The sequence below is a fragment of the Pseudomonas sp. TE36184 genome (assembly GCF_054060055.1).
In genome coordinates this window covers 4,036,092-4,051,595 of record NZ_JBSSCU010000001.1, presented here as the reverse complement: position 1 = coordinate 4,051,595, position 15,504 = coordinate 4,036,092, and the positions used below count along the sequence as shown (strand labels likewise).

Here is a 15,504-nt window from a genome sequence, read left to right as displayed (position 1 = left end):
ACGGTCTCAAGCTGCCTGTTTGGCCGTGACGAACGCCGCAAGGCTGGCCACGTTGGTGAAGTGATTGCGGGTGTCCTTGGCGTCGGCATCGATCTTGAAGCCGTACTTTTTCTGGATCGCCAGGCCCAGTTCCAGGGCGTCGACTGAGTCCAGGCCGAGGCCTTCGCCGAACAGGGTTTGGTCGCTGTTGATGTCGTCGACGCTGATGTCTTCCAGGCCCAGGGCCTCGATGATCAGCGTCTTTATGTCGTGCTCAAGGCTGTTTGAGTTGCTCATCTTCGGCGAGCTCCTTAATAAAATAGTGATGCAGGTAATCGTTGAGCTTGCGTGAGGCCTGGGGCGCGGGGCCGAGTGCGGCGAACGCTTGTGGTTCTATATCGGCACCCACCCGTAAACTGAAGTGAAAGCGGCGTTTGGGAATGCGATACCAGGGTTCGGCCTTGGTCAGGGTGGTCGGGCTGACCTTGATTACCACGGGGGTGATGATTGTCGCACCACGCAACGCAATCGCGGCGCCGCCGCGATGAAAGGCAGGCGCCGCGCCGGGTGTGGTGCGGGTGCCTTCTGGAAAGATGATCAGGGTCTGACCTTCGCGCAGCGCATCGGCGGCGGCGTCGAGCATGTCCGCGCTGCCGTCATTGCTGATGTAGCCGGCATCGCGCACCGGCCCACGGGTGAACGGGTTTTGAAACAGGCTCTGCTTGACCACGCAGTTGGTCTGGCGCATCAGGCCGATCAGGAACACCACGTCGATCAGTGACGGGTGGTTGGCGACGATCATCTGGCCGGGGCGTCCGAGTTTGTCGGCACCGTCGACGCTGAACGTGAGAATGCCCAGGCGCTGCATCCACCGAATGAACAACCAGAACAGGCGACTGATGGTATGCCGCGCGCGCCGTTGGTGCTGCTTGGCAGTCCCCGGCAGGCAATTGAGCAACGGAAACACCAGTAAGCGCAGGCACAGCCCGCCGACGCCAAACAGCGCGAAGCTGGCGGCGGTGGCGAACAGGCGCCAGTAGTAGGCGTCCCGTGGCTTGTCGTTCAGGGCTTGCGTTGCCAGTTCCATACGCGGTTCTTCCAGGCGTGTTGGCAGGCGCCCTGTTCGGTCAACAGGGTGCGTAGCAGGTTCAGGGCATGAGGCCACTGGGTGTGAGTGTGTTGGACAGTGCCGGTGCGCAGTTCCAGTTGCCACTCGTCGCCCGGCGTCAGTAACAGGCCGAGGGCGTAGGGGAAGGGCACGTCGTGGATCCAGTTGGCGTAGGCCTCGGGTGGCTGTTCCTCGCTGATCACCAGCAATACCGCCGGGGCGCCTTCGTTGAGCAGGGCCGCTGCTTCGAGCATGCCGTGTTCCAGGCCATCGCCGGCGGCGGCGAGGGCGGTCATTTCGCTGGTTTCATTGCGCAGGATCGACCACAGACCAATCACCGCGTTATGCACCGACAGGCTGAACTGAGTCGGCGACAGCGGCTGGTCGTTGGCCAGGTCGCTGAGGATCTCGAGGGTGCGCGGGGTTTCGCCGTGGCGGGAAACGAACACCAGCGGCAGGTCTTGCAGGCCCTCGGCCAGCGGCCAGCCCACGCTGAAAGCCATGCGCGCCAGACGGCTCAGGCGGCGGCGCTGCATGGCCGGTAAAAACGAGACGTCGGGGGAGGCTTCGCTGGCGGGTAGCAACACTGGCGCCTGGCACCAGGCGCGCCAGTCGTCCGCACTTTCGAGGCCCGGAGCCCAGGCGCGCCATTGGCTGATATTGAAATTGATCACTGAGAAGATATCCCGCCCCTGCGGGCTTCCATGCGCGGCCACTGGCCCCGAATACCGGGACAGGGAGCAGCAGCCGAATGGCGCGCATTATCCCGGTGCTGTGGGGTTCTAGCAAACTTTGGTAAATATTTGTTCACGGCCGATTACAATTTGCTGGGGAAGATTTACAGATTGTCCTTCACTGAGAACCGAGCTGGATTGTCGGACTGTTCCTTTTCATTTGTACGTTAGATGCTAGCCCGGACCATTAATGCAGCAGTGCATGGATGAACGAGGTAGCTAACCGGCGCTTTTGCCCTCTACACTCGGGCATTCATTGGTACACGGAGGTTTTTCCATGCGGCGCGTGGTGTTCAATCAAAAAGGCGGGGTTGGCAAGTCCAGCATCGCCTGCAACCTGGCGGCGGTCAGCGCCAGTGAAGGTTATCGAACCCTGTTGGTGGACCTCGATGCACAAGCCAACTCTACTCAGTACCTCACCGGGCTGACCGGCGACGATATACCGATGGGTATTGCCGAGTTCTTCAAGCAAACCCTGTCTTCCGGGCCGTTCGCCAAGAAAAACCGGGTGGATATCTACGAAACGCCCTTCGACAACCTGCACGTGATCACCGCCACCGCTGAGCTGGCGGACTTGCAGCCCAAGCTCGAAGCCAAGCACAAGATCAACAAGCTGCGAAAGCTGCTGGATGAACTGAGCGAAGACTACGACCGGATTTACCTGGATACCCCGCCAGCGTTGAATTTTTATGCGGTTTCGGCGCTGATTGCTGCTGATCGTGTGTTGATCCCCTTCGATTGCGACAGTTTCTCGCGCCAGGCGCTGTATGGCCTGCTGGCGGAAATCGAAGAATTGAAGGAGGACCACAACGAAGGCCTGGAAGTCGAAGGCATCGTGGTCAACCAGTTCCAGGCGCGGGCGAGCTTGCCGCAGCAGATGCTCGATGAGTTGATTGCCGAAGGCTTGCCGGTGCTGCCGGTGTACCTGGCGAGTTCGGTACGCATGCGTGAGTCGCACCAGCAGAACAAGCCGCTGATCCACCTGGACCCACGGCACAAGCTGACGCAGCAGTTTGTGGAGTTGCATAACCTGCTGGAAAACGCCTGACCTAAAGCACCACACTGGCCTGCGTTGTGCTCAAGGTCGAGTTACACCCCTTGGCTACGCAACCAGCTCATCAACTGCGGTAACGGAAACGCCCCACTCTGACGCGCCACTTCGCGGCCGTTCTTGAACAGAATCAAGCTGGGAATCGAGCGAATCCCCAACTGCGCCGACAACTGCTGATTGGCCTCGCTGTCCAGCTTGGCCAACCGGCACTTGCCTTCCAACTGCGCAGCGGCCTGCTCGAAGATGGGTGCGAACGACTTGCACGGCCCGCACCAATCGGCCCACACATCCACCAGCAACGGCAGGTCGCCCTTGATCTGGCTGGCGTAGTCGCCCTGTTTCAGTTCAAAAGGTTTGTTCAGCAGCACCGGCTGCTTGCAGCGCCCGCACTTCGGCGCATCGCCCAGGCGTTCGCCGGGGATGCGATTGAGGCCGTTGCAGTGCGGGCAGGGAATGACGAGAGGGTTGGACATGGTGGCGCTCCTTTGAGACTGGCCAATAGATCCTATTTGGAGTCAGGTCTGGGGTTTATCAAGGCGTGGGAGCGGTGACTCATCCGTTCACAGTTTCTGCCATGTCGATGTGAAGCCGCTTATCTAGGCTGTTGGAGCGCGTTCTGTTTCCCGCCATCTGTCTGTTTGCGGTTATAGCAAATTGCGATAGTTTGAGTTCGGGTTTAACCTTCATAGCAAGATGCGATAAGGATGTTGCATGCGAGTGATTAGTGAGAAAAGGATCTGGGAAGCAAAGGAAAAGTGGCCGCGCTCAGCGAGTGCTTTGGATGAGTGGTACCGACGGATAAAGCGCAATAGCTCAGGAGATTTCGCGTCAATGAAAGGCATTTTTCCTGCGACGGATAAAGTCGGGCAGTTCCATGTGTTCGACATCGGTGGCAATAAACTGAGGTTAATTGCTTTCGTGCGGTACCCAGCACAACGAATTTACATCAAGCATCTGCTCGATCACCGCGAATACGAACAAGACAAGTGGAAGGAGACAATCAGATGAGCGCACTCATTCAGCTCGCCGCTGAACATTGGCAATTTGTTTCACCATTACTGCGCAAGCCAAAAAACGAGGCGGATTACGATGCACTGGTTGCTGCCCTCGACGAGTTGCTGGATTTGGTCGGGGAGGACGAATCAAATCCGCTTATGAGTTTGGTGGATATTCTCAGTGACTGGATCGAAGCCTACGATCACGAGCATCGTCCGATGCCCATCGTCAGTGGTGTTGACGTGTTGCGCGCGATGATGCGCGAACACGGCTTGAATCAAAGTGATCTGCCAGGCTTAGGCAAACAGTCAGTCGTTTCCGAGATTCTGAGCGGTAAGCGTAAGCTCAATCTGCGACAGATTAAATGGTTGGCCGAACGCTTTGGGGTTTCCGTGGAGACGTTCATCTAGCCGACTCTACGAAGAACAACTGATCTCCAAATGCTTGCCCCAATCCGGCGGCCGCTGCGCGTACTGCTCCATCCCGGCCTGCTCCTCGAACGGTTTGCGCAACACCTCATGCAGCCGCCGCACTTCGCTGTAATCCCCAGACTCGGCGGCGGTGATGGCGTTCTGTGCGAGGTAGTTGCGCAGGATGTACAGCGGGTTGACCGCATGCATCCGTGCTCGGCGCTGTTCTTCGCTGTACTCGCCATCGCGCGCCACGCGGGCCTTGTACGCGTCCGCCCAGGCATCGAAGCCGTTCCTGTCGACAAACTCGTCGCGCAACCGCGCCACTGCGAGCGCCGCCGGTTCATCGCCCAGGCGGCGGAAGAACAGCGTGTAGTCCACGCCGCTGTTCTGCATCAATTGCAGCAGGCGCTCCAGCAGTTTCTGGTCATCGTCTTCGGCGCTGGTCAGCCCCAGCCGGCGGCGCATCAGGTCCAGGTAGTGCGCCTGGTACAGCGGCAGGTACAGGCCGAGGGTTTCCTTCAAGGCGTCGACGCTGATAAACGGTGTGAGCGCCTGCGCCAGCGCGCTGAGGTTCCACTGCCCGATCGGCACCTGATTGCTGAAGGAGTAGCGCCCTTCATGATCGGAGTGGTTGCAGACGAAGTGCGCGTCAAAATCGTCGAGAAACGCAAACGGCCCGAAATCGAAGGTGATGCCGAGTATCGACATGTTGTCGGTGTTCATCACCCCATGGCAGAAGCCATAGGCCTGCCATTTGGCGATCAGTGCGGCGTTGCGTTCGACGACTTCGCGGAACATCGCCAGGTACGGTTCGGGCTGTTCCCGGCACTCGGGGAAGTGCAGCTTCAACACGTGCTCGGCCAGTGCCGCCTGCTGCTCGGTCTTCTGGGTGTAGTAGAAGTATTCGAAATGACCGAAGCGCACATGGCTACGGGCCAGGCGCAACACCATCGCCCCGCGTTCCTGCTTCTCGCGCCAAACCGGCGTGCTCGAGCCGATCACACACAGCGCCCGGCTGCTAGGGATGTTCAATGCATGCAGGGCTTCTGACGCCAGAAACTCCCGAATCGAAGAGCGCAGCACGGCGCGGCCATCGCCCATCCGCGAGTACGGCGTCTGCCCGGCGCCCTTGAGGTGCAAGTCCCAGTGTTCGCCGGCGCGGTTATACACCTCGCCGAGCAGCAAGCCACGGCCATCGCCCAACTGCGGGTTGTAGGAGCCGAACTGATGCCCGGAATACACCATCGCCCGCGGTTCGGCTTCGGCCCACAGCTTGTGGCCGCCGAACAGTTCGGCGAACACCGGCGTTTCGGCCACGGCCGGGTCGAGGTCGAGCAGGGCCATGGCGGCGTCGCTCGCCACGACCAGGCGCGGTTCGTCGAGTGGCTCGGGCAGGACGTGGGTTGAGAACGCGTCGCCCAGGCGTGCGAAGCGATTGTCGAAGGTCAGTTCGTCGAGGGCTTTCACCGGCCATCTCCAGCAGAATGTCCGAGCATTCTGCTGGGGATAGGCGTTTTAGTCGAGCTTGGAGGGTGGCGGCTCGGGGGCGTCCACCACTTTGCCCGGCGGCGGTTCCGGTGCGTCGTGCGTCTCGGCCGGGTTGGCGATGGTGCGTTTTTCGTCTTCTACCGGCACCAGCTTGTACTCCTGGCCGTGCAGGTTCTTCAGGTAAACCTCCATCTGCCGGAACGAGATGTTGATGTGGTTGTTCTTGAACTCGCGGTTGATAAAACGGTTCACCTCGTCGATCACCGGGTTGCGGTCACCGAGGTCGCGCACGTGCATGCGCAGTTCGTGGTCGAGGGTGCTTTCGCCGAAGTTGAGGAAGTACACGTGGGGTTCGGGTTCTTTCAGCACCCGCGGGTTTTCGCGCGCGGCCTGGAGCAACAGGGCTTTCACCAGGTCGAGGTCGGAGCCGTAGTCCACGCCGAGCTTGAGGGTGACCCGGGTGATGGTGTCGGTCAGCGACCAGTTGATCAGTTGCCCGGTGATGAACGTCTTGTTCGGGACAATGATGTCCTTGCGGTCGAAGTCGGTGATGGTGGTGGCGCGGATGCGGATCTTGCTCACCGTGCCCGACAGGTTGCCGATGGTGATGGTGTCGCCGATCCGCACCGGGCGCTCGAACAGGATCATGATGCCGGAGATAAAGTTGGCGAAGATCTCCTGCATACCGAAGCCCAGGCCCACCGACAGCGCCGCCACCAGCCATTGCAACTTGTCCCAGCTCACGCCGAGGGTCGATAGGGTCGCCACAAACCCCACGCCGGCAATCACGTAGGACAGCAACGTGGTGGTGGCGTAGGCGCTGCCCTGGGCCAGGTCCAGCTTGGACAGCACCAGCACTTCCAGCAAGCCGGGCAGGTTGCGCGCCAGGGCGAAGGTGATGCCGATGATGATCAGCGCGCCGAGCATGTCGCCGATGCTGATCGGCACCATGCTGATATTGGCCCCGGTGCCGCTGGTGTATTCGTAGAGGGTGACGTTGTCGAGGTAGGAGAACACCGAGATCAGGTCCGACCACACCCAGTACAGCGCCGCGATGAAGCCGCCGAGCAGGGCCAGGCGGATCAGGCGCATGGATTGTTCGTTGACCTGTTCGATGTCCAGGGTCGGCTCTTCGATCACCGCTTCGCCTTCGCCGGCTTCCTTGGCGGCCTGGCGTTTTGCCAATGCCCGCGAATAGGCCAGGCGCCGGGCGGCGACGCCCAGGCCGCGGGCGAATGTGGCTTCGATCACCAGCCAGAACATCAACAGGTACAGGGTGTTGATCAACCGGTCGCTGAGCTTCAGCGCGGTGTAGTAATAGCCGAAGCACACGGCGATAAACAGTGCGATGGGCAGCGCGGTAAACAACAGGCCCGCGGTTTTGCGGAACAGTGAGGCTTTCTCGTGGGTCGTGCTGTGCAACAGCAGGCGACCCAGCAGCCAGGCCATCAGCGCATAGCAGGTCAGCACCACGCCGATGCCCAGCACGTCGTCGGCCAGGGCTGCCGGCTGGTGCTCGGCAATGGCCACCACGGCCACCAGCGCCAGCACCACCAGCCCGAGCTTGCGTACCCAACCTTGCAGGAATGCGACCTGCGGTCGTTCCCAGCGGAAGTGCAATTCGGCGACGCCGCCTGGCGCGAGGATTCGGTAGGCGGTGTAGAACACCAACCACGCCTGGGCGATCTGCAACAGCGCGGCACCCAGGTTGGCGTTTTGCCCGCGGGCATCGATCTGCAACGCATAACCGCATAACGCCAGGCCCAAGGCCACGGGCATGGCCAGCAGGATATTCACCAGGATCGCCTGGGGCGTGTGCCATTGGCTGTCACGCTTGAAGTGGCCGATGTCCATGTGCACCTTTTTCAGCCGCGCGTACAAGGCATTGCGCCGCCACAACAGTGCGCCGATCAACAGCAGCAACGGCAGGAACAGCAGCGGGCGCTGGGTCAGGCCGTCGTACAGTTCGCTGACGCTGGAGGCCCAGGGCAGGGAGGTGACTTGCTTGCTCAGGTGATCCGGGACGGTTTCCAGCCACTCGGTGTCCAGCGGCTTGTTGCTGGGAATCCAGAACATCTGCTCATCGAGGGTCGCACGCAGGGTGGTGGCGGTGCTCAGCAGTTGTTTCTGGTTCAGTTGCAGGGTGATCGATTCATTGAGCAGCGCGCTCAGTTCGCGGCTCAGGCGCTCGAGCAGGTCGCTGCGGGTGATCGCCAGTTCCAGCAGAGTGCGCCGCAATTGCGGGGTGACCTCATCCGGCGGCTGGTTGGCCAGCAGGTTATCCACATAGGTGCTGGGCGAGCTGATCAGTTCGCGCTGCTGGTTGACCTCGAACTGGTACAGGCGAATGTTGGCGATGTCGTCGGCGAGGTTGCGGTCGACCGTGAGGCGCGGCAAGGCCTGTTTCTGTTTGTACAGAATCTTCGACAGCAGCAGGCTGCCCTTGAGCACGTTGATCTGTTCGTCCAGCGCCGAGTCGCTCTGGGTCACGGTGTCCAGTTGCTGCTTGGTCTGCAGGTTCTTCTGGGTCAGGTCGTTGAGGCGGTCGGTGCTTTTGAGCAGGTAGTCGGACAGCTTCAGGTTGGCCGCGCTTTCCGTGGCCAACAGGCTGCTGCTGCCGGCTTTCTGCGCTTCGATGGACTGTTGGGTCACCGTCTGCTGGGACTGGGCCAGGCGTTTCTGGTTGATCAGGGTTTGCAGGTCCTGGATCTCTTGTTCCAGGCGCGCGGTTTTTTCCACCACCAGGTCATGCTGGCTGTTGCCCAGGTCTTGCAGTTGGCTGTTGCCGGCCAGTTCCTGGCGGCGCAGTGGGATCAGGGCATTCAGCGACGCCAGTTCGGCGTTCAACTGGTTGCGTTGGTCGGCGCTGAGGGTTTTGCCATTGTCCTTGCCGGCCTTGAGGGTCGCGTTGATCTGCTGGATGCGCGTCTGGCTGCTGCTGATTTCGGTCTGCGCGCGCTCGGGGCGGGTCTGGGCGGCGATGGTCAGGCTGTTGGCGTCGGCCAGGTCTTTTTGCAGGTCGCCTTGCTGGGTGGTGCGCTGCACCAGCAGTTGTTCCAGTTGCGGCACCGGCAAGGTGGCGTAGCGCTGGGCCACCGGGACGACTTTGGTGGCCTTGAGCCGGGTCAGTTCGCGCTGGTTTTCGCTGGTCTGGCGCGGGGCGTCTTGCAACTGGCGCTTGAGATCGACCAGGCGCTGCTCGTAATCCTGCTTGTTGCCCAGGTGAGTCAGCGTCTGCTGCAGGATCGCCTGCAGCGCCTTCATGTCGGCGTCGGGCAGCTTGCGGTCGGGCAGCTTGTCCAGGGTTTGCTGGATAGCGTCGGCGCTGGGCGGGTCGGCGGCGTATACGCTGCCGACACAAAGGGTCAGGCCCAGCAGGGCAGTGGCGAGAAAAGTGCGCAGGGTTGGCATAGAGACCGGTCGAGCAAGGTGAAGAATCGGGGCAGTATTGCCCCGCAGTTTAGAGGAAGAGTCCGGGGCCCGGGCGACTTCCTTCGGGGAATCTGACGCCGACTTTGCCAATCTTGTTCCCGTCCATGACGGCGACGGTCCAGATCGTGTTGTTCCACTCCACCTGGTCGCCGACCACCGGCGCGCCGCCGACTTTCTGGGTGATGAAGTGGCTCAATGGCATGTCCGGGTCGATGCCTTCGAGTTGCAGGCCGTACAGCGCCGAGACTGCGCCCAGTTGGGCGTCGCCTTCGAGGATGAAGTCGCCGAAGAAGCGCAAATCCAAGCCGCGTTGCGGCGCCTGGCTGAACAGTTTGCCCAGGGCTGGCAGGTTGTGTTCGTGACCGATCACACAGAGCAGATCGTCGGCTTCCAGCACCGTACTACCCGACGGATGGAGCAGTTGCTGGCCACGGAACAGTGCAGCGATACGCGTGCCTTCGGGCATTTTCAGCTCGCGCAGGGCTGCGCCGATGCACCATTTTTCCGCGCCCAGGCGGTAGACGAACAGCTCCCACTCACTGGTGACGTGAACTTCCAGGGCGGCGCGGGAAATCGGCGCCGGCTCCGGTGGCACGGTCACTTTCAGCAGCTTGGCGACCCACGGCAGGCTGGTGCCTTGCACCAGCAGCGAGACCAGCACGATAAAGAACGCCAGGTTGAAGTACAGCTGTGCATGGGGCAGGCCGGCCATCAGCGGGAACACCGCAAGAATGATCGGCACCGCGCCGCGCAGGCCGACCCAGGCGATAAAGGCTTTTTCGCGGCCGTGGAACGCCTTGAACGGCAGCAGGCCGACCATCACCGACAGCGGCCGCGCAAACAGGATCATCCACAGCGCCAGGCCCAGGGCGGGCAGCGCAATCGGCAGCAGGTCGTGGGGCGTGACCAGCAGGCCCAGCACCAGGAACATGCCGATCTGGGCGAGCCAGGCCATGCCGTCGAGCATATGCAAAATGCCATGACGGCTGCGTACCGGGCGGTTGCCGATCACCAGGCCGCACAGGTACACGGCGAGGAAGCCGCTGCCGTGCAGGGCGTTGGTCAGGGCGAAGACGAACAGGCCGCCGGCGATCACCAGGATCGGGTACAGGCCGTTTGCCAGGTTGATGCGGTTGACCATCTGCAGCATCAGCCAGCCGCCGCCCAGGCCGATGAGGCCGCCGATGCCGAACTCGCGCACCAGGTGCAACAGCAGGTTCCAGTGCAGGCCGGTCTGGCCGCTGGCGAGCATGTCGATCAGGGTGACGGTGAGGAACACTGCCATCGGGTCGTTGCTGCCGGATTCGATTTCCAGGCTGGCGGAGACCCGTTCGTTGAGCCCCTTGCCGCCGAGCAGCGAGAACACCGCGGCGGCGTCGGTGGAGCCGACAATCGCGCCGATCAGCAAGCCTTGAATGATGTTGAGGTCAAACAGCCAGGCCGCGGCCATGCCAGTGAGGCCGGTGGTAATCAACACCCCCACCGTGGCCAGCGACAACGCCGGCCAGAGTGCCACGCGAAAACTCGCCACCCGGGTGCGCAAGCCGCCGTCGAGCAGGATCACGGCCAGGGCGAGGTTGCCCACCAGGTAGGCGGTCGGGTAGTTATCGAAGATGATGCCGCCGCCGTCGACGCCGGCGACCATGCCCACGGCCAGGATGATCACCAGGATCGGAATGCCCAGGCGGGACGAAAGAGAGCTCACCAGAATGCTCGCACTCACCAGCAACGCGCCGATCAAGAACAGGCTGTTGATGGTGGTCGCATTCAAAGGCAGTACTCCATGGGCAAAATAAGACGGACGCATTCTGACCATGCAGTCTGCGTGCCAGCGATTCTAACCTGTTGAATTGCCGCGCTGTCAAAAAGCTTTTAGCGACGGGCGCCGATCTAAATGTGGGAGGGGGCTTGCCCCCGATTGCGATTTGTCAGCTAGCTTATCTACAGCTGACCCACCGCAATCGGGGGCAAGTCGAATCGTCGCACCGCCCCTCCCACATCTTTAGAGGCGAAACCGCCCGACCATCCCGTTCAAGTCCACCGCCAGGCGCGACAATTCGCTGCTCGCAGCACTGGTCTGGCCGGCGCCGGTTGCCGATTGCACCGACAGATCACGAATGTTCACCAGGTTGCGGTCCACTTCCCGTGCCACCTGCGCCTGTTCCTCCGCCGCGCTGGCGATCACCAGGTTGCGTTCATTGATCTCGACAATCGCCGTGTTGATCGTATCCAGCGACATCCCCGCGCCTTTGGCGATGTTCAGCGTCGATTCCGCGCGCTCGGTGCTGTTGCGCATCGAATCCACGGCATGCTCGGTGCCGGCCTGGATACTGCCGATCATCCGTTCGATCTCGCTGGTCGACTGCTGGGTGCGATGCGCCAGCGCACGCACTTCGTCGGCCACTACGGCAAAGCCACGGCCGGCTTCCCCGGCGCGTGCGGCTTCAATCGCCGCGTTCAGGGCCAGCAGGTTGGTCTGGTCGGCAAGGCCACGAATCACGTCGAGCACCTTGCCGATGTCGCGCGACTCATTGGCCAGGTCGCCGATTAGCGTCGCGGTGGCTTGCACGTCGCCGCTCATGCGCTCGATGGCGCTGACGGTTTCCTGCACCAGGTCGCGGCCGTCACCGGCGGAGGTGGTGGCGTTGCGCGAGGCCTCGGAGGTGCTCACCGCATTGCGCGCGACTTCCTCGACGGCGCTGGTCATCTCGTTGACCGCGGTGGCGGCCTGTTCGATTTCGTTGTTTTGTTGGGTCAGGCCACGGGCGCTTTCGTCGGTCACGGCGTTAAGCTCTTCGGCGGCAGAAGCCAACTGAGTGGCCGAGCCGGCGATGCGTTGCAGGGTGTCGCGCAGCTTGTCCTGCATCTTGGCCATGGCAGCCAGCAGGCGGCCGGCTTCGTCGTGGCCATCGACCTTGATCGGGCGTGTCAGGTTGCCTTCGGCGATTTCTTCAGCCGCGTCCAGGGCCTGGGCGATCGGCAGGGTGATGCTGCGGGTCAGCAGCCAGGCGAACAACAGGGTCAGCGTCGTGGCGATGACCAGCAGCCCAACCACCAGGTCGAAGGCCAGGTTGTATTGGTCTTTGGCCTGCTGATTGGTGGTCAGGGCCATCTTGTTGTTGATGTCCGCCAGGCGCGCCAGCACGGCGTTGGTCTGCTCGGCGTTGCTCAGCAACTCGCTGTTGAGCAACTCGCGCAGCTCGTCGACCTGATTGGCCCGCGACATGCTCTTCATGCGCTCTTCGATCTGATGGTACTGGGCTAGCAGGCGCACGTATTCGTCGTAGGCCGCGCGTTCTTCGCTGCTGTCGATGAGTTTTTCGTAGATGCCCTGGGCGGTCCGAATCTGCTGGTTGCGCTGTTCGATGGTTTCCAGGGTTTTTTGCTGCACGTCTGGCCCGCGGTTGGTCAGCAAGCGGTATGACAGCACCCGCAGGCGCAATGTCAGCTGGGTGAACTCATCGAGGGCGCGAATACTCGGCACGCTGGACAGCGTGATGTCTTCTGCCGCCGCGCGGATTTTGCTCATTTGGTTCAGGGCGAACACACCGAGAAACAACATGAGTGCACCAATCAACGCGAAGCCTAGGAACGCGCGCGGCGCGATATTCATATTACGAAGAGACATGCGGGAGTCCTGGGAAGAAGCGCGATCCATGCGGCTATGAGACAGGGTGAGTATTACCTATCGGCAGTACGACTAAAGTCTAAAGTGGCGTGTGTTTTTATCGCATCTGACGAGGGGCCGGGTCGATTCAGGAACCAGATGGGGGAAATGCAGTCACTAAGGCTCGAAAGTGCGGCCCGGCCCTTAACAATCGGGCTGCGCGCCGGGGATAACCCTGGCATCCGAGGTGAATTTTCTTTATCGTCACCGCCCTTTTAAAAAGCCCAGGAAATCAAAATGTTAGAAGCATCCCTCAGCCAACTGGAACAACTGGTCAGCGACCTGGTACAGCAGAATCAAGACCTGCTGGGCACCAATGAATCCCTCAAGGCGCAATTGGCCCGCGCCAAGGATGAGAATGACAGCCTGCAATTGAACCTGATGGAACAGGAAGAAAAGAACGGCGCGACCGCTGCGCGTATCCAGGCGTTGGTTGAGCGTGTGAGCGCAGGGCCTGTCAGCGCATGAACGAAGGGATAAAGGTCGTTTCGATTCTCGGAGAGGATTACTCGATCAAGGCTCCGGCCGGGGAAGATCAAACCCTGATGCACGCCGTGACCCTGCTCAAGGCCTCCCTGGCCACCACCAAGAAAAAGTACCCGACCCTGATCGGTGACAAGCTATTGGTACTGGCCGCGCTGAACCTGTGCGCCGAGCAGATCGAAATGCAACAGCGTCACCAGCAGGAACTCGACCGTTACCAAGAGCAAGTCAGCGCCACGGTCGAGGTGATTTCCAAGGCTATCGGACAGCCTTAGAACCACTCATCCTGCATGCCGAGGCACGTATCGTCGCGGGCCTCCAGTATTGCCAGTTCATGATGGCAGCCCGGTACTTCCCAGGTCAGGAAGTAGCGGGCCGCCTGGAGCTTGCCTTTATAGAACGCGGTGTCCGCCGCATTGCCCTTGGCCAGGCCTTCTTCGGCGCGAATCGCCTGCTCCAGCCAGCGCCAGCCAATCACCGTGTGCCCGAACACCTTCAGGTACAGCGCCGAATTCGCCAGGCTGCTGTTGACCTTGCCTTGGGCGAGATCCGTCAGCAGGCCGATCGTCACGCTTTGCAGGCGTGCCACCAACTGTTCCAGCGGTTCTCTCATGGCCTTCAGCGATGGATATTGCTGCGCCCGTGCGCCTGTTTCGGCGATCAACCGAATCAGTTGCTTCAGGCCTGCGCCGCCGTTTTGCGCGAGCTTGCGCCCCAGCAGGTCGAGGGACTGGATACCGTGGGTGCCTTCATGGATCGGGTTGAGGCGGTTGTCGCGGTAATACTGTTCCACCGGGTATTCGCGGGTGTAGCCGTGGCCGCCGAGGATCTGGATCGCCAGCTCGTTGGCCTTGAGGCAGAACTCCGAGGGCCAGGATTTGACGATCGGCGTCAGCAGGTCGAGCAGTTCGTGAGCGTGCTTGCGTTCGACGTCGGTTGCCAGGGTGGTGGTGTCGTCGAACAGGCGCGCGGCAAACAGGCCGAGGTCGAAGGCGCCTTCGACGTAGGCTTTCTGGGTCAGCAACATGCGTTTGATATCGGCGTGCTGGATGATCGACACCGGCGCGGTACTCGGGTCTTTGCTGTCCGGCAGGCGGCCTTGCGGGCGTTCGCGGGCGTATTCCAGGGAATACAGGTAGCCGGCGTAACCGAGCATCACCGCGCCCATGCCGACGCCGATGCGCGCTTCGTTCATCATCTGGAACATGCAGCTCAGGCCCTGGTGCGGTTTGCCCACCAGATAGCCGACACAGTGCCCGTTATCGCCGAAATTCAGCGCCGTGGACGTGGTGCCGCGCCAACCCATCTTGTGAAACAGCCCGGCCAGCAGCACATCGTTGCGCTCACCCAGGCTGCCATCGTCGTTGACCAGGAATTTGGGCACGATAAACAGCGAAATGCCCTTCACCCCGGCCGGCGCGTCCGGCAGTTTGGCCAGCACCATATGCACGATGTTTTCCGACAGCGGGTGGTCGCCGCCGGAGATAAAGATCTTGTTGCCCTTGAGCCGATAGCTGCCGTCCGCCGCAGGCTCTGCGCGGGTACGAATGTCCGACAGCGACGAGCCGGCATGCGGCTCGGTCAGGGCCATGGTGCCGAAGAAGCGGCCCTCGATCATCGGCTGCAGGAAGCGTTGCTTCTGCTCCTCGGTGCCGAAACTTTCGATCAGGTTGGCGGCGCCCATGGTCAGGAACGGGTAGGACGTTGACGCCGCGTTGGCCGCCTGGAAGTGCGCGAAGCAGGCCTGGGACAGCAATGTCGGCAACTGCATGCCGCCGGCTTCGAAACTGCGCGCAGCATTGAGGAAGCCGGCTTCCAGGAAGGCGTCCACGGCCGGTTTGACTTCCGGGATCAGGATGGCCTTGCCGTCCTCGTAGCGCGGTTCGTTTTCGTCGTTTTTGCGGTTATGCGGTGCGAAGTACTTTTCGGCAATGGTGCGGGCGGTACTGATGGCCGCGTCGAAGGTTTCGCGATTATGTTCGGCAAACCGCTCGCGCTGGGTCAGGCCCTCGGCATCGAGGACTTCGTACAGCTCGAAAGCCAGATTGCGGGAACTGAGGAGCGTCTCGGACATGGCGGCTTACCTGTGTGGGAAGGAGCCTGAGTCTAAGTGCGCGAATAGAGGCTGGATAGCAAGATTGATCTGGGTGATG

13 protein-coding genes and 2 pseudogenes are annotated in these 15,504 nt (G+C 61.4%); 5 read left to right on the top strand and 10 right to left on the bottom strand.

The genetic code is table 11. The annotated features are described in order from the left end of the window. Window positions 1-6 precede the first annotated feature (6 nt). Genes ACVWZP_RS18210 through ACVWZP_RS18200 form a run of 3 tightly spaced genes read right to left on the bottom strand, consistent with a single transcriptional unit; the run spans window position 7 to window position 1,761 of the window. Window positions 7-276, bottom strand: coding sequence for a phosphopantetheine-binding protein (locus tag ACVWZP_RS18210; protein ID WP_046384951.1), 270 nt, complete (start codon window positions 274-276; stop codon window positions 7-9). Further along, window positions 254-1,066, bottom strand: coding sequence for a lysophospholipid acyltransferase family protein (locus ACVWZP_RS18205; RefSeq protein WP_017849831.1), 813 nt, complete (start codon window positions 1,064-1,066; stop codon window positions 254-256). The genes ACVWZP_RS18210 and ACVWZP_RS18205 overlap by 23 nt, the downstream gene beginning before the upstream one ends. Beyond that, a complete protein-coding gene (locus ACVWZP_RS18200; protein WP_126588444.1) occupies window positions 1,042-1,761 on the bottom strand; it encodes a beta-ketoacyl synthase chain length factor in 720 nt (239 codons plus the stop codon). The genes ACVWZP_RS18205 and ACVWZP_RS18200 overlap by 25 nt, the downstream gene beginning before the upstream one ends. A 337-nt stretch (window positions 1,762-2,098) precedes the next feature. Between ACVWZP_RS18200 and ACVWZP_RS18195 the strand changes: the two genes are divergently transcribed. Continuing rightward, entirely contained in the window at window positions 2,099-2,869 is a 771-nt protein-coding gene (locus tag ACVWZP_RS18195) for a ParA family protein (RefSeq protein WP_017849829.1), read from the top strand. 41 nt (window positions 2,870-2,910) lie between these two features. On the opposite strand, the gene trxC is transcribed toward ACVWZP_RS18195, so the two are convergent. Beyond that, the gene (gene trxC, locus ACVWZP_RS18190; RefSeq protein WP_017849828.1) at window positions 2,911-3,345 is read right to left on the bottom strand and encodes a thioredoxin TrxC; all 435 of its coding nucleotides are present in this window, start codon (window positions 3,343-3,345) and stop codon (window positions 2,911-2,913) included. Window positions 3,346-3,583: 238 nt separating this feature from the next. Between trxC and ACVWZP_RS18185 the strand changes: the two genes are divergently transcribed. Together ACVWZP_RS18185 and ACVWZP_RS18180 are read left to right on the top strand one after the other, a co-directional pair. Further along, window positions 3,584-3,880 carry a type II toxin-antitoxin system HigB family toxin gene (locus ACVWZP_RS18185; protein WP_457369991.1) on the top strand — a complete coding sequence of 99 codons (297 nt, stop codon included), beginning with the start codon at window positions 3,584-3,586 and terminating at the stop codon, window positions 3,878-3,880. Then, on the top strand, window positions 3,877-4,278 hold the full coding sequence (locus ACVWZP_RS18180; RefSeq protein ID WP_046384949.1) for a helix-turn-helix domain-containing protein: 402 nt from the start codon (window positions 3,877-3,879) through the stop codon (window positions 4,276-4,278). Before ACVWZP_RS18185 ends, ACVWZP_RS18180 begins: the two co-directional genes overlap by 4 nt. A gap of 6 nt (window positions 4,279-4,284) precedes the next feature. Here the strand turns inward: ACVWZP_RS18180 and selO are convergent, their stop codons facing one another. From selO to ACVWZP_RS18155, 5 genes and pseudogenes are all read right to left on the bottom strand, one after another. Next, entirely contained in the window at window positions 4,285-5,748 is a 1,464-nt protein-coding gene (selO, locus tag ACVWZP_RS18175) for a protein adenylyltransferase SelO (RefSeq protein ID WP_057003646.1), read from the bottom strand. 48 nt (window positions 5,749-5,796) lie between these two features. Then, a complete protein-coding gene (mscK, locus tag ACVWZP_RS18170) occupies window positions 5,797-9,180 on the bottom strand; it encodes a mechanosensitive channel MscK (RefSeq protein WP_046384947.1) in 3,384 nt (1,127 codons plus the stop codon). Between the two features lie 49 nt (window positions 9,181-9,229). Continuing rightward, window positions 9,230-10,972: a potassium/proton antiporter gene (locus ACVWZP_RS18165; protein ID WP_046384946.1), complete on the bottom strand. Its 1,743-nt coding sequence runs from the start codon at window positions 10,970-10,972 to the stop codon at window positions 9,230-9,232. Between the two features lie 231 nt (window positions 10,973-11,203). Further along, window positions 11,204-11,803, bottom strand: a pseudogene (locus ACVWZP_RS18160) (methyl-accepting chemotaxis protein); the annotation flags it as partial. A 303-nt stretch (window positions 11,804-12,106) separates the two neighbouring features. Beyond that, a pseudogene (locus ACVWZP_RS18155) lies at window positions 12,107-12,763 on the bottom strand (MCP four helix bundle domain-containing protein); the annotation flags it as partial. A 342-nt stretch (window positions 12,764-13,105) separates the two neighbouring features. Between ACVWZP_RS18155 and ACVWZP_RS18150 the strand changes: the two are divergent. Continuing rightward, window positions 13,106-13,336 carry a hypothetical protein gene (locus ACVWZP_RS18150; protein ID WP_017849821.1) on the top strand — a complete coding sequence of 77 codons (231 nt, stop codon included), beginning with the start codon at window positions 13,106-13,108 and terminating at the stop codon, window positions 13,334-13,336. Continuing rightward, window positions 13,333-13,626: a cell division protein ZapA gene (locus tag ACVWZP_RS18145; protein ID WP_017849820.1), complete on the top strand. Its 294-nt coding sequence runs from the start codon at window positions 13,333-13,335 to the stop codon at window positions 13,624-13,626. Before ACVWZP_RS18150 ends, ACVWZP_RS18145 begins: the two co-directional genes overlap by 4 nt. Here ACVWZP_RS18145 and ACVWZP_RS18140 read toward each other — a convergent pair. Beyond that, entirely contained in the window at window positions 13,623-15,425 is a 1,803-nt protein-coding gene (locus tag ACVWZP_RS18140) for an acyl-CoA dehydrogenase (protein WP_261754550.1), read from the bottom strand. The two genes, ACVWZP_RS18145 and ACVWZP_RS18140, sit on opposite strands and share 4 nt — an antisense overlap. Between the last annotated feature and the right edge of the window lie 79 nt (window positions 15,426-15,504).